23 protein-coding genes and 2 pseudogenes are annotated in these 20,863 nt (G+C 58.8%); 15 read left to right on the top strand and 10 right to left on the bottom strand.

Annotation, left to right across the window (positions count from 1 at the left end):
• Nucleotides 1–6: 6 nt before the first annotated feature.
• A complete protein-coding gene (locus ACYQ14_RS11625; protein WP_459888348.1) occupies nt 7–483 on the bottom strand; it encodes a universal stress protein in 477 nt (158 codons plus the stop codon).
• Between the two features lie 107 nt (nt 484–590).
• Here ACYQ14_RS11625 and ACYQ14_RS11630 point away from each other — a divergent pair, with 107 nt between their 5' ends.
• The gene (locus ACYQ14_RS11630) at nt 591–1,049 is read left to right on the top strand and encodes a universal stress protein (protein WP_459888351.1); all 459 of its coding nucleotides are present in this window, start codon (nt 591–593) and stop codon (nt 1,047–1,049) included.
• Between the two features lie 84 nt (nt 1,050–1,133).
• On the opposite strand, the gene ACYQ14_RS11635 is transcribed toward ACYQ14_RS11630, so the two are convergent.
• A complete protein-coding gene (locus tag ACYQ14_RS11635) occupies nt 1,134–1,700 on the bottom strand; it encodes a GNAT family N-acetyltransferase (RefSeq protein ID WP_459888354.1) in 567 nt (188 codons plus the stop codon).
• A 2-nt stretch (nt 1,701–1,702) separates the two neighbouring features.
• Entirely contained in the window at nt 1,703–2,071 is a 369-nt protein-coding gene (locus ACYQ14_RS11640) for a universal stress protein (protein ID WP_459888356.1), read from the bottom strand.
• Between the two features lie 182 nt (nt 2,072–2,253).
• On the opposite strand from ACYQ14_RS11640, the gene ACYQ14_RS11645 reads away from it, so the two are divergent.
• The 3 genes from ACYQ14_RS11645 (at nt 2,254) to ACYQ14_RS11655 (ending at nt 5,077) form a co-directional block, all read left to right on the top strand.
• A complete protein-coding gene (locus tag ACYQ14_RS11645) occupies nt 2,254–3,675 on the top strand; it encodes an ATP-binding protein (RefSeq protein ID WP_459888358.1) in 1,422 nt (473 codons plus the stop codon).
• A gap of 83 nt (nt 3,676–3,758) precedes the next feature.
• Nucleotides 3,759–4,247 carry a DUF2237 family protein gene (locus tag ACYQ14_RS11650; protein WP_459888361.1) on the top strand — a complete coding sequence of 163 codons (489 nt, stop codon included), beginning with the start codon at nt 3,759–3,761 and terminating at the stop codon, nt 4,245–4,247.
• Between the two features lie 2 nt (nt 4,248–4,249).
• Complete coding sequence (locus ACYQ14_RS11655) at nt 4,250–5,077, top strand: MBL fold metallo-hydrolase (RefSeq protein WP_459890056.1); 828 nt, start codon at nt 4,250–4,252, stop codon at nt 5,075–5,077.
• Nucleotides 5,078–5,279: 202 nt separating this feature from the next.
• Here ACYQ14_RS11655 and ACYQ14_RS11660 read toward each other — a convergent pair whose 3' ends face one another.
• Nucleotides 5,280–6,302, bottom strand: coding sequence for a DUF5787 family protein (locus ACYQ14_RS11660; protein ID WP_459888363.1), 1,023 nt, complete (start codon nt 6,300–6,302; stop codon nt 5,280–5,282).
• 1,128 nt (nt 6,303–7,430) lie between these two features.
• Between ACYQ14_RS11660 and ACYQ14_RS11665 the strand changes: the two genes are divergently transcribed.
• Nucleotides 7,431–8,159, top strand: coding sequence for a hypothetical protein (locus ACYQ14_RS11665; RefSeq protein ID WP_459888366.1), 729 nt, complete (start codon nt 7,431–7,433; stop codon nt 8,157–8,159).
• Nucleotides 8,160–8,228: 69 nt separating this feature from the next.
• Here ACYQ14_RS11665 and ACYQ14_RS11670 read toward each other — a convergent pair.
• From ACYQ14_RS11670 to ACYQ14_RS11680, 3 genes and pseudogenes are all read right to left on the bottom strand, one after another.
• A pseudogene (locus tag ACYQ14_RS11670) lies at nt 8,229–8,801 on the bottom strand (IS5 family transposase); the annotation flags it as partial.
• Nucleotides 8,802–9,097: 296 nt separating this feature from the next.
• Nucleotides 9,098–9,313: pseudogene (locus tag ACYQ14_RS11675) on the bottom strand (IS5/IS1182 family transposase); the annotation flags it as partial.
• Nucleotides 9,314–9,600: 287 nt separating this feature from the next.
• On the bottom strand, nt 9,601–10,557 hold the full coding sequence (locus ACYQ14_RS11680; protein WP_459888368.1) for an ArsR/SmtB family transcription factor: 957 nt from the start codon (nt 10,555–10,557) through the stop codon (nt 9,601–9,603).
• 244 nt (nt 10,558–10,801) lie between these two features.
• Between ACYQ14_RS11680 and ACYQ14_RS11685 the strand changes: the two genes are divergently transcribed.
• From ACYQ14_RS11685 to ACYQ14_RS11725, 9 genes are all read left to right on the top strand, one after another.
• Entirely contained in the window at nt 10,802–12,034 is a 1,233-nt protein-coding gene (locus ACYQ14_RS11685) for a translation initiation factor IF-2 subunit gamma (RefSeq protein ID WP_459888371.1), read from the top strand.
• A gap of 6 nt (nt 12,035–12,040) precedes the next feature.
• A complete protein-coding gene (locus ACYQ14_RS11690) occupies nt 12,041–12,427 on the top strand; it encodes a type II toxin-antitoxin system VapC family toxin (RefSeq protein ID WP_459888374.1) in 387 nt (128 codons plus the stop codon).
• Nucleotides 12,428–13,000, top strand: a complete 573-nt coding sequence (locus ACYQ14_RS11695) for a DNA-directed RNA polymerase (RefSeq protein WP_283835832.1) — start codon at nt 12,428–12,430, stop codon at nt 12,998–13,000. It abuts the gene before it with no gap.
• Nucleotides 13,001–13,002: 2 nt separating this feature from the next.
• Entirely contained in the window at nt 13,003–13,200 is a 198-nt protein-coding gene (gene spt4, locus ACYQ14_RS11700; RefSeq protein WP_459888378.1) for a transcription elongation factor subunit Spt4, read from the top strand.
• Between the two features lie 12 nt (nt 13,201–13,212).
• Complete coding sequence (locus ACYQ14_RS11705) at nt 13,213–13,863, top strand: GTP-dependent dephospho-CoA kinase family protein (protein ID WP_459888380.1); 651 nt, start codon at nt 13,213–13,215, stop codon at nt 13,861–13,863.
• A gap of 86 nt (nt 13,864–13,949) precedes the next feature.
• The gene (locus tag ACYQ14_RS11710; RefSeq protein WP_459888381.1) at nt 13,950–15,041 is read left to right on the top strand and encodes a geranylgeranyl reductase family protein; all 1,092 of its coding nucleotides are present in this window, start codon (nt 13,950–13,952) and stop codon (nt 15,039–15,041) included.
• Nucleotides 15,042–15,649: 608 nt separating this feature from the next.
• A complete protein-coding gene (locus ACYQ14_RS11715; RefSeq protein WP_283835837.1) occupies nt 15,650–16,033 on the top strand; it encodes an ArsR/SmtB family transcription factor in 384 nt (127 codons plus the stop codon).
• Between the two features lies 1 nt (nt 16,034).
• Complete coding sequence (locus ACYQ14_RS11720; protein ID WP_283835838.1) at nt 16,035–16,991, top strand: permease; 957 nt, start codon at nt 16,035–16,037, stop codon at nt 16,989–16,991.
• Nucleotides 16,992–17,075: 84 nt separating this feature from the next.
• A complete protein-coding gene (locus tag ACYQ14_RS11725; RefSeq protein ID WP_283835839.1) occupies nt 17,076–17,966 on the top strand; it encodes an arsenite methyltransferase in 891 nt (296 codons plus the stop codon).
• A gap of 144 nt (nt 17,967–18,110) precedes the next feature.
• On the opposite strand, the gene ACYQ14_RS11730 is transcribed toward ACYQ14_RS11725, so the two are convergent.
• Nucleotides 18,111–18,521: a hypothetical protein gene (locus tag ACYQ14_RS11730; protein ID WP_283835841.1), complete on the bottom strand. Its 411-nt coding sequence runs from the start codon at nt 18,519–18,521 to the stop codon at nt 18,111–18,113.
• A gap of 156 nt (nt 18,522–18,677) precedes the next feature.
• Between ACYQ14_RS11730 and ACYQ14_RS11735 the strand changes: the two genes are divergently transcribed.
• A complete protein-coding gene (locus ACYQ14_RS11735; protein WP_459888386.1) occupies nt 18,678–19,151 on the top strand; it encodes a hypothetical protein in 474 nt (157 codons plus the stop codon).
• A 12-nt stretch (nt 19,152–19,163) separates the two neighbouring features.
• On the opposite strand, the gene ACYQ14_RS11740 is transcribed toward ACYQ14_RS11735, so the two are convergent.
• Both ACYQ14_RS11740 and ygfZ read right to left on the bottom strand, forming a co-directional pair.
• Nucleotides 19,164–19,625, bottom strand: coding sequence for a hypothetical protein (locus tag ACYQ14_RS11740; RefSeq protein ID WP_459888388.1), 462 nt, complete (start codon nt 19,623–19,625; stop codon nt 19,164–19,166).
• A gap of 66 nt (nt 19,626–19,691) precedes the next feature.
• A complete protein-coding gene (ygfZ, locus tag ACYQ14_RS11745) occupies nt 19,692–20,825 on the bottom strand; it encodes a CAF17-like 4Fe-4S cluster assembly/insertion protein YgfZ (protein WP_459888390.1) in 1,134 nt (377 codons plus the stop codon).
• Nucleotides 20,826–20,863: the final 38 nt, after the last annotated feature.

Here is a 20,863-nt window from a genome sequence, read left to right on the forward strand (position 1 = left end):
GCAGAATCAGGTGTTGACGGCGTCTTTTGCGGCCGAATCGCCACTCGAGGGGTCGTTGGACGGCTCGAGCTGTCGAACCGTGAGCACGGGAACGGGCGAGGTTCGGACGACGCGTTCGGCGACGCTTCCCAGGAGCAGTCGGTTTTCGCCGTGGCGCCCGCGCGTTCCGGTCACGACGAGGTCGGCGTCGATATCGCGGACGTACGAGCAGATTTCCGCGGCGGGACGGCCTTCGCGAACGTCGGTCGTGAGCTCGAGGCTCGAGCGCTCCTCGACGGTCGCGAGCGCGGCGTCGGCGTGGGTCTCGAGGGCCGTCTCGAGTTCCTCGCGGAGCTGTTCGGGCGAGGCGTCGACTTCGCCGGCGTCGATGACTGAGAGGGCGTGGACCGTCGCGTCGAAGCGGTTCGCGAGGTCGAGCCCGACGTCGACGGCACGTTTCACGCTTTCGGAGCCGTCAGTTGCGACGACGACCGTTTCGAACATACGGGGACGTTGCGTCCGAACCGGTATAAACGTACAGCAGAAGCGACGCCGAAAACGGACGGGAACGAGGAGGGGGCTTTTTGAAGACCGGGTACGCACTCACGAGTATGGACGCCAGCGATCCCGCCACCGTCGATACCGTGCTCGCGCCGGTCGATGGCAGTGTCGAGTCGGCTACCGCCTCCGAGTACGCCGTCGCCGTCGCCGATCGGTACGATGCGTCCGTCCACACGCTGTACGTTCTGGGACGCGGCGTCGTGCGCGGTATGGACGCCGGAACCGTCGAGGAGTCCGATATCGCAGAAAGCACGCAGGATTTTCTCGAGGACATCGGCCAACTCGCAGCCGACTCTGATATCGCGTTCTCCCGGTCGGTGACACACGGCTTTTCACAGACGCAGAAGACACGCCACCCCGGCAGCGCCGTTCTCGACGCGGCCGACGATATCGGCGCTGACTTCATTGTCCTCCCGCGGGAGTCCGTCACTGATTCGGACGCCGATATCCTCGAGAAAGCGGCCGAATACGTGCTCGCGTACGCGAGTCAACCGGTCTTATCCGTTTAACGCTTGCCGGTAAGTCCCCTCCACCGAGTTTGATGGGGGAGTGTTTTGGGCCTCCTTAGAAGAGATCGTCATAGAAGAGATCGTTCACTCGAGTCGGATCGTCATCTCCTGTTCGAAGCTCTCGCTTCCCGTCTGATCGAACCCGACCCGTTCGTAGAGTGCGATCGCTGGGCCGTTCCACCGTTCGACGGTGAGCCAGACTCGCCCGATCCCGACATCGCTCGCGTGGCCCAGCAGGTGCTCGAGCAACTGGGTACCGATTCCCGCTCGCTGGTAGTCCTGCAGGACGAAAATGGCGAGTTCCCACTCGATATCGGCAGGGTCGTCGACGTCAGCGGGGTCGTCTGTGTCTGGGACGAGCGTCGCGTGACCGACGGCGTCGCCGTCGTGGCTAGCGATGACGTTCACCCCGATGTCGACGATGGACTCAAGCCAGTTGCGAATCCGCTCCTCGCCCGTCGGTGGGATACCCTGTGCGCGGTCGACTGGGTCGAACGCATCGTACATTCCAACCAGGTTCTCGAGCACCTCGTCGTCGACTTCGCCCGGAGCCCGGAGTTCGATCGTCCGTCCGTCGCCGTCTTCGAACGAACCGGGCGGCTTCGGAAACGGCCCGGAGGGTTCGTCCGAATACTCTCGTGTTCGTTCCATCGTTATCGAACCAGTTTGACAGTCGTCGGTGCGTTCAACAGGACGAACTCGGCGATCGGACCGAGTCTGATCTTCCCCATCGGGCTGACGGTTCCGCCCCCGATGACCAGCTGATCGAACTCGCCTTGTTCCGAAAAGTTGACGAGCGCGCTTCCGGGATCGCCCTCGAGGGTCTTGACCTCCGTCTCGATGCCGGCCTCGGTGAGGAGCTTCGTCGCCTGTTCGCGCATCTCTTCTTGGGATCGCTTGGATTCGGGTTTGTCGACGACAACGACGGTGAGCTCGTCACCGACGTCCGACGTTCGCTCGATTGTTCGCCGAAGCGTTTTTATCGACTCGTCGCTCCCGGCGAGACCCAGCAGTACCTTCATGCTTCCGTGTGTGTGCCGACGGACGAAAATGATTGTGCCCGGACGCTCGCGCTGACACGCGCCTGGTGAGATCGTCCACCGTCAAGGAGATAGGCTAAACTGTGCATGGGACTCTCAGACGCATATCGCACAACATGTGCGTGACGACGGCGTTAAGACCGTGTGGCCAATAGGCTCACGGAATGAGTGATGCGGCGCTCGATGTCGTCGAGTTCTTGCTCACGACGAGCGTATATTCAGACGACAGATCGCTAGACGAGAACGACTTGCAACCCGACGTCCGGCAGGTGTTCTGGACCAGCGGCTCGGGGGACGAGGACGAACAGAGCGGTAATCGACAGGGTGGAATCACCCGTCCGCTGTCGGCGACCAACCAGACGATTCGCGAGGCGACCGGCGTGGAGGCTCCGTGGAACGCCGTCGGTGATCTCATGTTCACCGATCGCGACGAGTTCTCCGGAACCGTCTCGCTCACCCAGCAGGACATGGCCGAGGACTGGTTCGCCGAACGCGCGAGCGACGAGCGGGTTCTCGAGAATCCGACCCTCGCAAAGCACTTCGAGGACCACGAGGGCCTCGACGTAGACCACGAGGAGGCGCGGGATCGAAATCGCCCGATTCAGGCCGATCGGGTCTGGATCGACGGCCTGCTCGAGGAGTACTTCGACGAGGAAGAGGACGATGACATGCTCGACCTCGTCGAGATCCGCGCGCCCGAAGAGGTCGATATCACGCTCGACGACCTGGTGTTGACCGGGAGTCAGGAGGACGAGATCGACAAGATCGCGAAGGCCATCGAACACCGCGATTACCTCGCGAATATCGGCCTCCGCGAGATCGGAAAGCTCCTGTTCGTCGGGCCGCCGGGGACGGGGAAAACGTCGACGGCACAAGCGCTGGCTCGAGACATGGACTTGCCATTCGTCGAGGTCAAACTCTCGATGATCACGAGCCAGTACTTGGGCGAGACGGCTAAAAACGTCGACAAGACCTTCGAGGTCGCAAAGCGACTCTCGCCGTGTATCCTCTTTATCGACGAGTTCGACTCCGTCGCGAAGACTCGTCGGAGCGACGAACACGCGGCGCTCAAGCGCGCGGTCAACACGCTCTTGAAGAGCATCGACAACATCTCGCTGATTCAGGACGACGTATTGTTGATCGGGGCGACGAACCACCCCGACCAGCTCGACGCGGCGGCGTGGCGGCGCTTCGATGAAATCGTCAACTTCCCAAAGCCCGACTCCGGAATGCGCTCGGACATCCTCCAGGTGATCACGAGCACGATGGATATCGAGGAGTTCGATCCGGGTGTCATCGCCGAAGCGACCCAGGGACTCACCGGGAGCGACCTCCGGATGGTGCTTCGCGAAGCCGTTCTCGAGGCGCTAACCGAGAATCGCCGTGATCTCACCCAGACGGACCTCCTCAACGCCGTCGAGGAGTTCGAAGAGCGCGACAACTTGAAGAACATGGACATGATCGACGGCGACCACGACGCGCTGGTCGCCGGCGGCGACGTGGGCGGTGGCGATAGTGGTAACTCACACGATCACGATCATGACCACGACCATGATCACGCGCACGACCACAGCCACGACGATTAAGCCGAAAGCTAGCTGAATCTCGCGACACCTCGAAGCAGTTTCTGACGCCACTCTTTTCGTCCCCCCGTTCGATAGCTGTACGTATGTCCACTGATCGGAACGTCTACGGAACCGAACTCCAGCCCTGTAGCACCGATCCGGAGACCGGCTTTCTCCGCGACGGCTGTTGTCAGCGCGTCGAGGGCGACCGCGGTCGGCACGAACTCTGTGCCGTGATGACCGAGGAGTTTCTCACCTTCAGCAAGGCGCAAGGAAACGACCTCACGACGCCCAAACCACAGTTCGAGTTCCCCGGCCTCGAGCCCGGCGATCGCTGGTGTCTCTGTCTCGGCCGCTGGCTCGAGGCCGAAGAGGCCGGCCACGCACCGCCGGTGATCCTCGAGGCGACCAACGAGGCTGTCCTTCGCGATGTCGAACCCGACCTGTTGCGCGAGCACGAACACGAACGCGAGAGCGGTAGCGCTTGGAGAACCGGTGATCGAGGATCGGTCGAGAACGACCGAGACAATTCCACCGACGACGGCCGAGGAAGTACCGACGACGAACGCGGGACTATCGACGGCGAGACGTGACGATGCGAATCACGCTACTTGGAACCGGGGATACGACGGGAACGCCGACCGTCGGCTGTGACTGTGATACCTGTGAGGCCGCTCGAGACCGCGATATCGAACGCACTCGGTTTTCGGTCCACGTGGAGAACGAGCGGACGGACGAGTCGCTCCTGATCGATTTCAGTCCCGACTTTCGGTACCAGTTTTTGCGCGAGGACGTCCCGTTGCCCGACGCGGCGATCATCACGCACATCCACTTCGACCACCTCGACGGATTGGGCAACGTCTTTCGAGTGCTCGACGAACTCGACGTCTACGCGGCGGACGAGACCGATCCCGAGACGGGAAAGAGCGTCGCCGAAACCGTCGACAGCGATTACGACTATCTCGACCCGGTGACGGTCCATCCGACGACGCCGCTCGACCCGGTTCGCATCTGCGGCTTCGACGTGACGCTCGTCCCCGTTTTACACCCGCCGCTGGTCTGTTACGGCCTGGCGATCGAGGACCCCGAGACGGGCGCGAAGCTCTCGATTTCGGGCGACACGAGCTACGCCGTCCCCGACGATTCTCGAGCGGTGCTCGCCGACCCCGATCTCCTGCTCGCCGATGGAATCGTTCCGGCACACCTTTGTGAGTTTCACCCCATCGGCGGCCGCCACGAGAATTCCGACGGCGTCCCCCGGACGTTCGGAACGAAACACATGACTCGAGAAGGGGCAATCGAACTCGCCGACGAACTGAACGCCGAGAAGAGGCGACTGGTTCACGTCGCCCATTACTACCCGGCCGACGAAGCGTTCGAAGAACCGCTGGCGCTCGACGGCGAGCAGTACGTTCTCGAGTGAATTTGTCCCCAAGTAGAGCTCCTCGAGAGCCTCTCTTCGAATCGGGGCTCCTCGGGCGGACTCACAGTCCGCGCCGTGTGGCCTCGCCCCGAACCATCCACGTAAATGCGTCGTCGATTTCGCTCAGCGATCGCTCACTTCGAAGATTTAGGAGGCCTTTCGCGGTATCGGAGCGACGACGGGCTCGAGTGACGCGACCCGATCACCCGAACTGATCTAGCCCTGACTGCCGTCGGCGCTCGCCGCTCGGCTCGCGCCGCCACGGCGTTCGGCGGTCGCGTTCGGCCTCGAGATCGATTTCCAGGCCGCTCGCCGGATCGTGACCCGGACACGAAGCGCCACACTCCGACTCGGCGTCGACGATTCGCCCCTTCCAGGAACAAAACGGGAGCGGCGTCGAAAACTCCCCGGCGGATGGCTCGCAGGCCCCGCAGTCGGGAAACCGGAACGTTCGCCACCCCTTCCCGAACGCGCGCTCGGCGATTCGCCGCCGTGTCCGTGCTTTTTGCTCCGCCGAGACGACCGCCACGTCGGTGTGGCCCGGGTGGTACTCGAGCGGTTCGATTCCCGACTCGTCCGTCGAGAGTGACATCGGTTCGCGGACTACTTCGATCTCGAGCTTGCGGTTTCCGACGCCATCGCTCGTATCTCCCCTCGAGACGCGCCAGACGCCGATCTCCCCGGGAATCCGGTTCAGGTGCGCGCCGGTGACGTAGCTCTCCGTTGCGAGGATCGCTTCGTCCACGAGCCCGAGACTCGCGTCGGTCCGGAGCTGGGCCTCGAGGTCGCCGGGCGTTCCGAGATCCGGTTTGTTCTCGATGCCGATAATGCGCGAGTACCAGTCGGGATAGCGCGCGACCTGCCGGACGTACTCGCGGCCGTTTCGCAGTTCGGATTCGAAGAAGTCGATCTCGAGGGCGCGTTCGAGCGCGCTTTTCGCCCGCTCGGGGTGACAGTCGTCGGCGAAGGCGTCTTTCCAGTAGCGAGCCGTTCCGGGGCCGATATCGGCCTCGATTGCGGCGTCGGGGATCGTCTCTCCCGTCAGCGCCAGTCGCTGGTCGAACGCCGGCCCCGGCTCGACACAGACGATGTCGAGGATTCGTCCGCCCGGCTCGGCGACGGCTCCACCGAGTTGTCGAGCGACGATGCCGTTCCTTTCCGTTCCCGGCTGGCCGACGGACTCGAGGTGGGCACACAACTCGAGTTCGAACGCGAACTCCGACACGACCGAAGAGAGGGTGATGAGTGGAAAAAATCCTTGGCTTGTCCACACCAGTCGGTGCCTCGAGTGCGGCGCTCGACGGCGGTGTACGTCTCAGGTACTCGACAAGCGTTTAGAAGAATCTCTTAAGATCAATCGCAGTCATTAACAGGTCTGTGTGCGATGCTGTTGCCTCTCTTTTGCCTATGATTGTTTGCTAAGGCTATATTAAATATCAAGAATTGGCCATCCAAAAAACTTAATATGTATGATCTCGAACCTTTGGGATATGGTCACAAATATGTCGGACTCAGATAGGTTCTTTTCAGCATTACATCGATCATTATTAGGTGCTCTTCTCTCAATAGCTGCCATAATTGGGACTGCGGCCACATATTATGGGTTTTTGAACATTAATATTCTATTCATCCTAGGAGGATTAGTTGTTGTAGGCATTTCTGTCGCCTGGCTTGGTCTTCTTTTTCTTGAGGGGCTCCGAGAGCGATAGACAATCATTGAGCCACCGTAGCTCACTTCAATCATCACATGTCCTATTTATTATAAAAAAGCTTTTGTATGATTATATCACTTGATTAGTAGGTATGATATATTGGATATTTTGGTACAATAGTGGTTAACCCTGTTAGTGGAAAATATTTAAGAATCAAGAAAAACTCACAAATACTATGTGTTATCTAAGACTACTCTATTCTTAAGTGTGGCTTGTGATTAGGTTTCGGAGAATGAACATCGCCTGAACACCTTGGTGGGGTCGGTGCGCAGTACATTTACGGGCTTTCGAGAGATTACCTCAATATTAATTTACTAGGTATTACTCTCCTCGGGACGTAAGTGAGGAACAGGCGCACGCGGTCTTAGATTTTCATAGCGCTCCGTGATGGTTGAACGTTACCGGGTCGCACTTGATGAGAAACAGGATCAGAATGTTGACGAAACAAGGGTTGTACGCCGTCACCGATACATATGATGGTACTGATGAAGATCAATATTTCTGCCTCTTGTATTCCGTAGACTTTAATCTGCACAATTATCCCACTCATAACTTATTATTCGCCAATTTCTATATACAATACCCGAAATACGAGAATATAATTATGATGTTCTTTATATATCTTACAACAAACACCTTAGATGGATATTGTGCTTAGATTCATATACTTTCAGGATTTATTACTAGATGCAATGCGAAAAGCTAACAGACGAAAGATCCTTGGAAACGTTGGAAAAGCCTCGATAATCGGTATTACGGCTGTAAGTGGTGTCGGAAAAGTGGCTGCTGACACAGGCGATCAGTCGAACAACTTAGACATTGATACTAATTTCAATCCTAACAATATTGAGGAGGTCACTGAATTTATGGAAGATCTTGGCGATCTTTCTGAAGAAGACCGTATAGAGGCACAGGAAGCTCTCAACGAACCAAGATCAGAAGCGGTGATTGACTGGTTGGAAGGTATTGAATTTAAACACGAAACTCAGGAACCAGAAGAAGTTCGTACGACATCAACAGGGTGGGATAGTATTTCAGTCACAGGCACAGAAAGTGCTGAACATTGGACCGGAACGCACACTGTTTTGGAATTCGAATACACGGTTGAATGGGAATATAACAGTTGGGAGAACGAAATTAGGAATATCTCAGAACAGCCACATGGTACCACTCCTGACCCATCATGGTCTCACGATGGAGTGGTCAATAACTGGATAAATGAGGATGATGATGAGTTTAATGCCTATCGTCAACATCAGTTTTCATATGTTGGTGGTGGATCGATTCCTTCCCTAACTTTAGAACCATATATAGAAATCACTGGTGATCATAATGGCTTTGGAAGAGTAGTTGACTCTGGAGGTACTTGATAGCGAGCACGCCAGGATCAGTTTCAAATAAATCGGCCGTGGTGAATCGCCATACGGCGCTTGATTTGGCTAGTTGACGGAACGCTTGATGTTATAGACGACACACATCAGAACGATTTCACGGAACTCTCGATACCACCTTCGCGCACGCACGGCATCGCCGAGCGTGCGCTTGATTACCGAGAAGACGGTCTCAGACAGCGCTCTCTGGCCGTAGAGAGCCTCATCGATCCGCGCGTTGTGCGCGTGATCGATGGGGCGGAACTCTCGGTGCTTGATCAGTGGTCTTACGCCTTCTTCCCTGAGTTTATTCGGTAACCGCTGCCAGTCGTAGCCTTTGTCGGCGGCGAGTTGCCAGCCGATCTGCGTGTCGTGACGTTTTTCGGTTGTGCAGTGAACGTCGAGGACAGCCTGTGAGGCCGTATCGACGAGAGCGGTGGTTTTGAGCGTCTGCACGCGGTAATTCGTGCGACGGCAGTAGTGTTTGCTCGCGTTTTCGCGGTCAAAAAATGTCGCGTCCATCGCCGCGTGACCAGATGGCTCGTGCAGCTGCGCCGACAGGCGCAACAGTACTCGCCAGACCGCCATCTCGATCCTGTCAAACGCTTTCACCAGCGTCGAGTGATCAGGGAGATCGGCCTTCTAATGGCTTAGAGAAGGTTTGAAAGTTAATTCGTGCGTGCAAAATAACAGCCTGAAAGAGCCGTGCACCCGGTGCACGGCAATGTAATCGCGTCTCAGAACTACTGTTACTTTTCTGTACTTTTTCTCGATCGAATTTTGAGCTTGAATTCAGCCAGGAGCCGCCCTACTGTGCCTGTTTTCGTGACCTGTATATAAACGACGAACAACCATGCCACGTCTTCTGAGAACTACTCGTAGAGGTCTCCTGTCTCCAGAATTGAGTAGTAGGTTTCAAACCGTCCCTGAATCATTACAAGGCCGATCTCCGCCAGTATTTGAGGCATCTCGCCCAGAAGATCGAGTGCTTCGCGGTAGGATTTCTCCAAGTAAATCCGAAGACAATGTAGCGAAACGACGGCGTAGTCGGCGAATCCGCCGCCACCCTGCGGGGCGGCGGCTTCGCCTCGGCCACCAACAGCACTTTTAGCCAACGTCACGACCTTCCCAGTGAAGCGGGAAATTTTGGACATGAACCATCCGCCGTTTCCCGCTTCAACTCCCTAGTTCTGACGGATCAAGTCGCCGCCGTCTGGTGATTCACCAGAGCCAATAAATCTAATCACTTAGTTTGGATGCCTATTGTGATAAGAGGATGTCGACTTTAGTATCTTTATGGAAGAATGTCTATTGAGTGGCCGATACAACCTCTATATTTCATTTCAAGACCACAGATTAGGTGAATATTGTTGAAATATAGATTTCGTCCGATCGAATTGGGTATTTCGAAAAAAGTGACTGTCTCGAGAAACGCGGGCGGTCAGTCGCAGCGTTCGACTACCGTCTCGAGGACGTCCAGATTGTCGTTTAAGATGATGTGAAGATTGTCTCCCGCCAGCGGAATGTCGACCTCGAGTCGGTACGGATCGCGCTCGAGAATCGACGTATGGTGATCCGAAACGCACCACGGGAGCGTCCAGTACGGGCGCTCGTCGAGCGAAACGCCGCGTTCGCGGTGGAAGCTCACGACCGTCGAGTGGTCGAGCAGTTGTAGTCCGACGGCCGAACATAGGCTGTGGCCACACTGTTGGCAGTCGTGATCGACGCGGATGCCAGCGCCGAGACAGCACTTGCCGTCGGCGTCCTCGACGATGGTCGACTCCGTTCGGCCGTTGCATTCCGGACACACCCCGTCGGCCGCCAGACAGTGCAGGTGCCGAACTCGTTGGTCGAACGCCTCGGCCACCTCCTCGAGCGTGCGGTCGTTCAATCCGCCGGGCGGAAACGAATACTCGCCGTGGCGCTGGCCGCAGTCGGTGCACTCGATGGCTAACTGCTCGTCGACGTACTCGGCTTGCAGCGGACCGCCGCAGGTGACACAGCCGCCTTGGACGGGAAACGGCTCGATCGTCGGCGTTTCGGTAAACGAGCCGGCGATAACCGACCGCACGACCTTCTCGCCGGCGTGTTTGAACTCGTAGCCGCCGTTCGCGGTCGAGGCGGAGTCGCCGTCGAGCGACCCCTCGACGTTTCTGATGAAGTGTCCCGTCAGCTTCTGAAGGTGGTAGTTGAATTGTGCGGAATCGCGCATCCCGACCTCGCGCCTGAGTTCGGAGAACGAGACGGGGTGTTCGTCGGCGGCCCACAGCGCCTCGAGGATCGCCAGGCGCGTTTCGTTTCCGATAAGCGCGAACGCGTCGGCGGGATCCAGACAGTCGGTACACTCGAGGATCCCCTCGGAATCACCCGATTGTAACGATACGTTTGATCGACTCATGGGGGTAATTCACGCGGCCGACTGACAAAGCCATTCCCTTAGCCGAATTTTTGTAACTTTCCCAACCGCTTTGGCCGGTCCGCCTGAACCGTCCACGAAATTCAGCCGCAAATACGTGCGGACGAACTACCAGTTGGGGTGACCGATAGCCACTCGAGTACGTTTCCGGCGGGGAATTCGCTCCTAGAACAGTAGGTTTATCAAGCGCACACGGGAAGTCATATTCAAGATTACTCATCGTCTTATGGCAGGAAATCAACAACCGGAGGTGAACATCGGGCTCGTCGGCCACGTCGACCACGGCAAGACGACGCTGGTACAGGCGCTCAGCGGCTCGTGGACGGACCAACACAGCGAGGAGATGAAACGCGGGATCTCCATCAGACTGGGCTATGCGGACGCGACGTTCCGCACGTGTCCCGGAATGGACGAACCCGAGTGTTACACCGTCGAAGAGGAGTGTCCGGACGGCTCCGAAAGCGAACCGCTCCGGACCGTTTCGTTCGTCGATGCACCGGGTCACGAGACCCTGATGGCGACGATGCTCTCGGGAGCGTCGCTGATGGATGGCGCAGTGTTGGTGGTCAGCGCCAACGAACCCGTCCCACAGCCCCAGACCGAAGAACACCTGATGGCGCTGGATCTCATCGGCATCGAGAACATTGTCATCGCACAGAACAAGGTCGACCTCGTCGACGGCGAGACGGCACGAAACAACTTCGAACAGATTCAGGAGTTCGTTGAAGGGACCGTCGCCGAAGACGCCCCCGTTGTCCCCGTCAGTGCGGGACAGGACGTGAACATTGATCTGCTCATCGGCGCTATCGAGGAGGAGATTCCGACGCCCGAGCGCGGTCCGGGAACCGATGCTCGGCTCCACGTCGCCCGCAGCTTCGACATCAACAAGCCGGGAACGACCTTCGAGGACCTCACCGGTGGCGTCCTCGGCGGTAGTCTGGTCGCCGGCGAACTCGAGAAAGGCGACGAACTCGAAGTCAAACCCGGCCGCGAGGTCGAAGAAGGCGGTCAGAGCGAGTACGTTCCGATCGAAACGACGATCCGATCGCTGCAGGCGGGCGGCGAAAACGTCGAGACCGTCACGCCCGGCGGCCTGCTCGGCGTCGGAACCGGTCTCGATCCGTCGTTGACGAAAGGTGACGCTCTGGCTGGCCAGATGGCTGGTCCTCCCGGGACCCTTCCGCCGACGTGGGAGAAGTTCACGATGGATGTGGATCTGCTCGAGCGCGTCGTCGGCGTCGACGGCGGCGAAACCGTCGACGAGATCAGTACGGGCGAACCCCTCATGATGACCGTCGGCACGTCGACGACCGTCGGCGCGGTCACGAGCGCGCGCGAGGGCGAGTGCGAGGTCAAACTCAAACGTCCCGTCTGTGCGGACCCGGGTGCGAAAATCGCGATCAACCGCCGAATCGGCGCTCGATGGCGGCTGATCGGCCTCGGTACGCTGACGGAGTAAGTCACAATGAGTTCGCGGGTTGCTCTCGATACGAGTGCGCTGATGATGCCTGTCGAACTCGATGTGCGGTTGTTCGACGAACTCGATCGCCTGCTCGGAGAGTTCGAGCCGACGACACCCCAACCCGTCGTCGAAGAACTTCGGCGCCTCTCGGAGAAAGGCGGCACGGAGGGCACCGCGGCGAACGTCGGCCACGACCTGGCGACCGATCGCTGTCTCGTGGTCGACACGGAGGAATCGTACGCAGACGACGCCCTGGTCGAACTTGCCCGAGAGGGCGCGGTCGACTACGTCGTCACGAACGACCGCCCGCTACGCGACCGGGTGCTTGAGGCGAGTAGACCGGTAATTGCATTACGCGGGAGAAACAAGTTGGCAGTAACTCAACCATAGATGTACAAACGGGCTAGATTAACGGACACCGTAGAAGTACCGCCAGAGGAACTCGGCGACGTTTCGCCGCTCCTCGTCAAGCGACTGCTCCAGGACAAGCTGGAAGGACGAATGGACGAGGAAGTCGGAAGCGTCGTCTCTGTCACCGATGTTATCGATATCGGTGAGGGAACGGTTCTTCCGAACGAACCGGGCGTCTACTACGAGGCCGAGTTCGACGCGATCACGTTCGACCCACAGATGCAGGAGGTCGTCGACGGCACCGTCGTCGAAGTCGTCGAGTTCGGTGCCTTCGTCGGCATCGGCCCCGTCGACGGACTCCTCCACGTCTCCCAGATCAGCGACGAGTATCTCGCGTTCGACGGGGAGAACCAGCAACTCGCCTCGAACGAGTCGAATCGTACGCTCGGCGTCGACGACGCCGTCCGCGCGCGAATCGTCACCAAGAGCATCGACGAGCGCAACCCGCGTGACTCGAAGATCGGCCTGACCGCGAAACAGCCCGGTCTCGGGAAACACGGCTGGCTCCAGGAAGACCGAGAGCAACGCGAAGAAGCCGCGGCGGGTGAATAACGATGGCTTCGGATCGTCTCGTCTGTCGAGAGTGCCACCGTGTCAATGACGCCGACGCCGAAACCTGCGAAAGTTGTGCGTCGTCGTCGCTGACCGAGGATTGGGCGGGCTACGTTGTCATTGCCCACCCCGAGGAGAGCCAGATCGCAACAGAGATGCAGGTCACCGAATCCGGCGCGTACGCGCTCAAGGTTCGGTGACGCGGTAGGACCGTGACTCGAACTGGCCCGGATGGCGAAGACGACACGGAAACGGGCCATACCGCCGGTAATACCGGTGACGAAGCCGAATCTCCTCCACCAACTGACGCCGATTCCTCGAGCGACGACCACTCCTCGCTCTCGCTCCCGGTCGACGCACGAGGCGACCTGAAGGATCCGTTCGGACCGATCGAGACCGACGCCGACGTGTTGCTGGCGTCCGTCTCGGGGCCGCTCGTCGCCGTCGGCGATGTCGTTACGTATCACTTCTTGCAGGCTGGCCATCAGCCGGATGTCTCGCTCGTCGACGGCCGAACAAAACGAAGCGCCGTCGACGAAGAGGTCGAACGCGCCGTCACCGACGGCGTCAACCTCGAGGTCGAGAACCCGCCCGGAGTCATCACGGAAGAACTCGTCGGCGCGCTCCTCGAGGCGCTGGTGGCCGACGATCCCATCACGATCCTCGTCGACGGCGAGGAGGATCTCGCCGCGCTTCCTGCGATCGTCGCCGCACCCGACGGCGCGAGCGTCGTCTACGGCCAGCCCGACGAGGGGATGGTCCACGTCCGCGTCGACGACGACGTTCGAAGTCGCGTTCGAGCGTTGCTCGAGCGCTTCGAGGGCGAGGGCGACGCGATATGGGCTCTCCTTGAAGATACCTAATACGCCGATTGGGGTCCTAAAACGTTGATTCAGATACACAGCGAGAGTCGAGAAACTATTTATTCGGCGGCGTGAACGTGACGAACATGTACGATTTCGTCGTCGTCGGCGTCGGGCCGCCGGGAGCGCGCTTCGCCCGACGAGCGGCCAAGAACGGCCACGACGTGCTCGCCCTCGAGAAAGGATCGATCGGCGAGCCGCTGGCCTGTTCGGGACACGTCAGCACTGACGTCTGGAACTTTACCGGGGAGGGCGCTCGCGAGGAACTCCTCCAGAACGAGGTTCGGGGAGCGCGGTTTCACGTGCAAGGGCCAGGAAGCGATTTCTATCCCTTCTACAAAGACGAGGTCGTCTCGAACGTAATCGACCGCGTCGGGCTGGATCGTCACCTCGCGGAGCTCGCGCGGGACGCAGGTGCAGACGTCCGCGACGAACACACCGTAACTGCCGTTCGCGAGTCCGCAGACTCCGTCGAAATCGACGCGAAAGGCCCCGACGGCGAGCGGACGTTCGAGGCGAAGATGGTCGCCGGCTGCGACGGTCCGCGCTCGAGGGTTCGCGAGGCGCTGTCGCTCCCGGAACCGGACGAACTGCTCCACGGCGTGCTCGCGTTCTCGGACGAGGCCGACGACGAGGATTTCGTCGACGTTCACCTCACCGCGCCGCGATTTTTTGCGTGGCGGATTCCCCGAGGCGATGCCGGCGTCGAGTACGGCCTCGCCGCGCCGCCGGGCGTGCAGGTGAACAAACACTTCGAGGAACTCGTTGACGGCTACGAGGTCGACGTCTCTCACCGCTGTTCGGGGGCGATCCCGATCGGGCCGCCGGACCGGGTCACGACGCGTCGAGGCTTCCTGCTCGGCGACGCCGCCGGGCAGACGAAACCGTTCACCGGTGGCGGCATCCTTTATAGCATGACCTGTGCCGACCACGCCGCCCGCGAGATCGATCCCGACCGTCCGACCTCGCTCGCGGCCTACGAGCACACCTGGCGCGAGGAACTCGAGCGCGAACAGCGACTCGGCCACCTCATCCGGCGGGCCTACTCGCTTCCCGAACCCGTCCAGCGGATCGGACTCGGTGCGCTCTCGGGCGAAATCGGGGTTCACATGGACCGGCCGACATCGGCGTTCTCGCTCGAGCACGCACAGGCGATGGTCTCGAGTCTGCGACGGTGACCGGATAGGGGACGATTCTTCTCGGGTTGGGCTGCTCTCAGTTCTTGTACCGCCCCTCGAGCAGAGGTTCGGAAGGTGAGTAGCTACAGATCATTATATTTCTATCATGGTGAGTCGTATATTTAATCACTCCAGTGGGAAGCAGTCCGGGGGACCACAAACCTGATCGCTATTTACTCCAGTAGGGAGTAGCGAGACTATTTTTGTAAAATCTCGCTGGACTCTTCAAACAGGTCGATAACTCGCTGTTCGATTTCATCGCGAATTTCATGCATGTAGTCTAGATTCTGTCTTTTGAGGTCATCAAGCGCCCACTCACGTCAACGTCGCTCTCGCTAAGTATTGTGCTGAAGCGTGACCATGCAAATCCTCTTCTCAACTGCGAGGCTAAACCTGTGCCACCATAACCTTCATGTAAATCGAGAAAATACGATATGATGGTGATGGCTCAGAGTACCCTTAACCGAATCTGGAATCGTCTCGCAAACCGATACAGGCAGGATGAAGAGTCCGAATGTTGTGGAACGGCTATCGAAGAAGTCCAATCTGATTCGACAGAAACCGAGTCCGAAAGCTGTTGCAAATAACTCGGACCGAGAAAATCAAATATGTCTAAGACAGATTCGCTACCCGACGAAGCCTACAGCGCACTCGAACGGCTGTACGACGACCCAGAAGAACGAATCGCCACCTTACAGGATATCCGACCATCTGAACAAGATGTCGCCGGTCAGGAGACCGTCTTCAAGGCCCTCGGGAATGAGGATCGCCTCCGAATTCTGAGTGCACTCCGCGAATCCGAGTGCTGTGGTTGTGAGTTACAGATCGTGCTCGACGCACCCCAATCGACGGTCGCCACCCACCTCCGGAAGCTGAAAGAGGCAGGACTGGTCAAATCCCGGAAGAAGGGTAAGTGGAGCTATTATCGCATCGCCGATACCGCAGTCTTCGAACTGCTCGACCTCGCCCACGCCATTCAAGAGGACGTTTGAAATGCTTCCACCAGGCCTTACCAACGCACTCCTCGACTCGTGGGATTACTTTCTGCACCTCGCCGTCGTTCTCGTACCGCTGTTCATTGGGGCCTCCTTCCTCGTGGGCCTTGCACAGGAGTATCTCCCCCCAGAGAAGGTCGAACGCAAGCTCCATGGTCATGACGAAGGGACTGGCAACGTTGCTGCAGCTGGCTTCGGTGCGGTAACTCCGTTTTGTTCGTGTTCGACTGTCCCTATCCTCGCTGGTTTGTTGCAAGCAGGTGCGCCGCTTGGACTCGCGTTCTCGTTTCTACTTGCATCGCCCCTGGTCAACTGGATTGCAGTGGTTCTGCTTCTCGGCCTCTTCGGAATTGGGGTGACTGCCTACTACGTTACGATCACCTTCGTTGCCGCTGTCGTCGGTGGTATCATCATCGGACGGCTCGGATTAGTTGACCACGTCAAAGAGGTCCGCATTACGGATAGTACGAGTCAGGCCGTAGCGGACGGCGGGACCGTTGATTGCTGTGCCGGAGGGACAGCGAATGTAGAGCAGACGCATCGACAGCATTTCGAATTGGCCGCGCGTGAAGCGTGGTCGTTCTTCGTCGATACACTTCCATATCTTATACTCGGAATGACGATCGGTGCGCTGATTCACGGCGCCGTTCCGGTTGATCTGCTTCATACCGTCGTTGGTCCGGAGAACCCACTTGCCGTGCCGTTAGCGGCGTTGGCAGGTGCCCCGGTCTACATTAGCCTCAGCGGTATGCTTCCCATCGCCGCCTCGCTCAGCGAACAGGGGATTGCAATCGGGACCGTTCTTGCGTTCGTCATCGGTGGCGCAGGTGTGAGCATCCCGAATCTAATTCTCCTAAACAAGCTGTTCAAACGCCGGCTATTGCTCGTCTACGCTGGAACCGTCGTCACAATCGGTATTACCGTTGGCGTCGTGTTCAATCTCTTCATCGTCTGACATCCAAAATATGAGAGACCAACAGTCGACACAATTCTCGTCGCAGTGGGCTCCAAAAAAGTGACACCTACCCGACAAACAACAATGACTGAAAACACAACCGCTCCAGAAGAGTCTACTTTCACTGACGATGAACAGCACGAGACAGTCCGCGACCGATACGCGGAGGTGGCATCTGATGACACGGGCTGTTGCGAATCGAGTTCGAACGCTGATTGTAGCAGTAGCACGGAGTCACCAACAAGTGACGATACCGACACAGAGACACTAACTGGGTGCTGTACAAACGATGAAACATCAACAACATGGGCGGAACAAGTTGGGTATAGTTCTGAAGAGATCGAGTCGGTTCCGACTGATGCGAACCTCGGACTTGGGTGTGGCAATCCGACCGCTATCGCAAACCTGACCCAAGGGCAGACGGTTCTAGACCTCGGCTCCGGCGGAGGGTTCGACTGTTTCCTCGCTGCAAACGAGGTTAGCACGGATGGACACGTCATCGGAGTCGATATGACACCCGAGATGATCGAAAAAGCCCGTACAAATAGTGAGGAAAACGACACTGAAAACGTTGAATTCCGACTCGGTGAGATAGAACATCTCCCTGTTAGTGACGATACCATCGACGTCATCATCTCGAACTGCGTAATCAATCTCTCACCCGACAAGCGCCAAGTGTTTGAAGAGGCCTATCGAGTGCTTCGACCCGGCGGTAGGCTGGCTATCTCGGATGTCGTTTTGACGGCTAAACTCCCTGACGAGTTGCGTGCAGATCTCGACTCAATCGCGGAGTGCGTTGGCGGTGCAACACGAATTAGGGAATTAGAGGGTCTTCTCGAAGAGGCAGGATTCCAAGACGTCCAAATCGAACCTCAGGACGAAACCCAAGACTTCATCCGCGAGTGGGGTGACGACCGCGACTTAGACGAGGTGCTCGTTTCGGCGACTATCCGGGCACACAAACCGAGCAATTAGCCACTACGGTGGAATTTGCTCGTAACCCTTTCTGAATAAGTACCAGCGAGTAGCGATTCGAACTCGCTGTTTCCCCCTGTTCACCGCTCGAAAAACCGCCTGTTCTCGTTCGTAGATTCGTTATCCTTCGAACTTGTACGCAACTCACTCGTCCGGTTCGTCGGCCGCGCCGACCATCCCGCAGACGATGTTCTCGGGTTCGAGAATTTCCTCGCCCGACACGGCGTCCGGATCGAGCAGTAAAATCGTGTCCTCGGGCATCCCCTCTTCGACGCGAACCTCGTGGCCCAGCCGGTCCTCGAGATCCTCGGTGTCGTCGATGTCGGCCTCGTCGGTCTCGAACACGAGTTCCGCGTTGAGCGACGAAAGGACGAGCACGAGATCCTCCGTGTCGGTGTTTTCGACCGCGTACACCTCGAGCAGCGATTTGATCCCGTCGTAGCTCACCTCCTCAAGCGATCTGATCGTCACTCGTTCCGTGTCCGAACCCGCGGCGTCTTCGGACTGGGTTCGCATGCGTGCAGACAGCTCTTCGAAATCCGTACTCGAGTCCATACTGGATCGGTATCGTGTGGAACCAAGTCGCTGTGCCCGGCTAGTACAGGCGGCCGACATTTCGTTCCCGAAATCTGGCTTCGAGATGCTATGCTACCGGTCCCGTTCTGACAAAAGCTTTAAAGGTCGGCCTCGAAGGTATTTCAACTGAATATTATGAGGAACTACCTGTCGACGGCGGCCGTGCTGTCGGGCTCGCTGTTGCTGTTCGTTCCGTTGACTTTCCTGACGGTCCTCGCTGCGGCTGATACCCTCCGGATCGTCGCGGGTCTCGGCCCGATCCAGAACGGGTTCGTCCACGCGACGGTCCTGTTCTCGTCGTTGGTTCTCGGGTACGTCACCGCGATGGAGATCTGTCGTGTCCGTTTGCACGGATTCGCGGAACTCCACAGGGGAACGCGCTCGCGGCAACTGGCCCGACACGGCGTGTTGGGCGTCGTCGCACTCGCTGCGACCGTTGTCCTCGTTCGGATCCTGGTCGCCGCGATATCGTTCGGTTTCGCGAACAACGATCCGACCATTCTCGGACTCGGTGTCGCAGGCGCACTGGCGCTCTCGTGGGCCGCTCTCCGCTCCGTAAACGCGTTTCGCAGGGGAACTCGCCACATTCGAAACGAGGCCTCGAGGTAACCGCCACTCGAGTCACTCCTCCGAGGAGCTCGCGTCCAGATCCACAAACGCGAGCGAAATGAGCGATCCATTGATCCCGACGAGCGCCACGACGAGCAGCCCCAGAGGCGGTTCGCCGTCGGGCGAAAGGGCGACCAGAACGAGCGCCCCGACGCCGACCACGCCGAGTCCGAGCGCGAGGACGAGGTCGGACCACCTGTTCCACGACTGCTCGAGCGTCGGCTCGAGTCTCGCGAGCCACCAGTCGCCCTCGACGGCGTTTGACTCGTTCGTTCTCGGTCTAATCCCGAACAAGCGGAAGATTCCCGCGGGCCCCACGGCTCCGGCGAGCGAGCCGATGCCGACGACCAACAGGGCGACTGCGGCCCGAATCGACAGCACTCGAGACTCGAGGAGCAAGTAAAGGAGGAGAAAAGAGAGGCCGGCGAATCCCGCCAGAAGACCTCGAAGCGCCCGAATAATCGAACTCCGCATACGTGGCGTGACGTACGATGCCGGTGATAGAAACTGTTTGGATACTCGACGACGGGAGCGTCGGTACTACTCGTAGACGGGCAACCGAGCAGATCGGTCGGACCCTTCGACGAACGGCAGCGTCGTTCGCTCTGCAGGGACTTCTTCCCCGTCCACTCGAACCGCTAGCCTCTCAGCCTCGAGTCCGTACTCGACGGTCGCGAGCGCGATCGGGTGCTCGAGCATCGGGCTCGTCTCGGCGCGGGTCACTTCGCCGACGGCGTCGTCCCCATCGAAGACGGCCGCGCCGCTCGAGGGAATCGGGTCGTTTCCGTCGCTCCCGTCGTTGTCGCTTTCCCCGTCGCCGCTGGCCTCGAGCGACAGGCCGACGAGTCGCTTGCTCGGTCTCCCCCGGTTTTCGACCCTCGAGACGACCTCCTGACCGACGAAACACCCTTTCTCGTAGTCCACCGCGTGATCCAGCCCGAGAACGTTCGGAATGCGTCCCTCGAGTTCGGTCTCGAACAGCGGTGAACCGGCCTCTACCGTGAGCGTGTCCCAGGTTCGGTAACCGAAGGGGGCCGCGTTCAACCCCTGATTCAGGAGGGTGTCGTAGACGGCCGCCGCGTCGTCGGCTCCGCAGATCACCTCGTAGCTCTCCTCGCCGGTGAGCGCGTCCGTTCGGATCACGGTTACGCCCTCGTCGCCCATCGATCCGCGCACGAAGGAGTAGCGTTCGTCGGGCGTCGACGATTTGTTCAACACGCTGGCGACCTTCTCGGTGGCTTTCGGGCCGTGAACGCCGAATGTCCCGTACTCGTCGGTCGCGACTCGTATCTCGACGTCCTGAATGAACACCTTCTCGGACCACTCCGATGCCAGTTCCTCGGCGAGATCCGGCGGGGTGAACAGAAGCAGTCGCTCGCCCGCGTTGTAGACGTAGAGTTCGACCTCGATTCCGCCCTGTGGATCGAGAACGAGTGCGTAGCAACCGTCACCGTTCTCGGTCGGAACGCGATTCGTAACGACGTTGTCGACGTACTCGACGCGGTCGTCTCCTTCGACGACGAGGACGCCGTAGGCGGACTCGATCAATCCGGCCGCGTTTCGAACGGCTCTGTGTGCTCGCTCCGGGCGACCGTAGTGTTCGACGATAGTTCGCCCCGCTCGGTCGCCAAACGTTGCCCCGTGATCCTCGTGTAGCGACTCGATGACACTCATACCGTGTTCGAAGGGCCAGACGATATCAGGCGTTTCGA

It is taken from the genome of Halostagnicola bangensis, from assembly GCF_054653435.1.

Excerpts from the sequence above, each read along its gene's own strand:
- ACYQ14_RS11625 (WP_459888348.1), bottom strand. The coding sequence starts at position 483 with ATGTTCGAAACGGTCGTCGTCGCAACTGACGGCTCCGAAAGCGTGAAA.
- ACYQ14_RS11630 (WP_459888351.1), top strand. The coding sequence starts at position 591 with ATGGACGCCAGCGATCCCGCCACCGTCGATACCGTGCTCGCGCCGGTC.
- ACYQ14_RS11635 (WP_459888354.1), bottom strand. The coding sequence starts at position 1,700 with ATGGAACGAACACGAGAGTATTCGGACGAACCCTCCGGGCCGTTTCCG.
- ACYQ14_RS11640 (WP_459888356.1), bottom strand. The coding sequence starts at position 2,071 with ATGAAGGTACTGCTGGGTCTCGCCGGGAGCGACGAGTCGATAAAAACG.
- ACYQ14_RS11645 (WP_459888358.1), top strand. The coding sequence starts at position 2,254 with ATGAGTGATGCGGCGCTCGATGTCGTCGAGTTCTTGCTCACGACGAGC.
- ACYQ14_RS11650 (WP_459888361.1), top strand. The coding sequence starts at position 3,759 with ATGTCCACTGATCGGAACGTCTACGGAACCGAACTCCAGCCCTGTAGC.
- ACYQ14_RS11655 (WP_459890056.1), top strand. The coding sequence starts at position 4,250 with ATGCGAATCACGCTACTTGGAACCGGGGATACGACGGGAACGCCGACC.
- ACYQ14_RS11665 (WP_459888366.1), top strand. The coding sequence starts at position 7,431 with ATGGATATTGTGCTTAGATTCATATACTTTCAGGATTTATTACTAGAT.
- ACYQ14_RS11680 (WP_459888368.1), bottom strand. The coding sequence starts at position 10,557 with ATGAGTCGATCAAACGTATCGTTACAATCGGGTGATTCCGAGGGGATC.
- ACYQ14_RS11685 (WP_459888371.1), top strand. The coding sequence starts at position 10,802 with ATGGCAGGAAATCAACAACCGGAGGTGAACATCGGGCTCGTCGGCCAC.
- ACYQ14_RS11690 (WP_459888374.1), top strand. The coding sequence starts at position 12,041 with ATGAGTTCGCGGGTTGCTCTCGATACGAGTGCGCTGATGATGCCTGTC.
- ACYQ14_RS11695 (WP_283835832.1), top strand. The coding sequence starts at position 12,428 with ATGTACAAACGGGCTAGATTAACGGACACCGTAGAAGTACCGCCAGAG.
- spt4 (WP_459888378.1), top strand. The coding sequence starts at position 13,003 with ATGGCTTCGGATCGTCTCGTCTGTCGAGAGTGCCACCGTGTCAATGAC.
- ACYQ14_RS11710 (WP_459888381.1), top strand. The coding sequence starts at position 13,950 with ATGTACGATTTCGTCGTCGTCGGCGTCGGGCCGCCGGGAGCGCGCTTC.
- ACYQ14_RS11715 (WP_283835837.1), top strand. The coding sequence starts at position 15,650 with ATGTCTAAGACAGATTCGCTACCCGACGAAGCCTACAGCGCACTCGAA.
- ACYQ14_RS11720 (WP_283835838.1), top strand. The coding sequence starts at position 16,035 with ATGCTTCCACCAGGCCTTACCAACGCACTCCTCGACTCGTGGGATTAC.
- ACYQ14_RS11725 (WP_283835839.1), top strand. The coding sequence starts at position 17,076 with ATGACTGAAAACACAACCGCTCCAGAAGAGTCTACTTTCACTGACGAT.
- ACYQ14_RS11730 (WP_283835841.1), bottom strand. The coding sequence starts at position 18,521 with ATGGACTCGAGTACGGATTTCGAAGAGCTGTCTGCACGCATGCGAACC.
- ACYQ14_RS11735 (WP_459888386.1), top strand. The coding sequence starts at position 18,678 with ATGAGGAACTACCTGTCGACGGCGGCCGTGCTGTCGGGCTCGCTGTTG.
- ACYQ14_RS11740 (WP_459888388.1), bottom strand. The coding sequence starts at position 19,625 with ATGCGGAGTTCGATTATTCGGGCGCTTCGAGGTCTTCTGGCGGGATTC.
- ygfZ (WP_459888390.1), bottom strand. The coding sequence starts at position 20,825 with ATGAGTGTCATCGAGTCGCTACACGAGGATCACGGGGCAACGTTTGGC.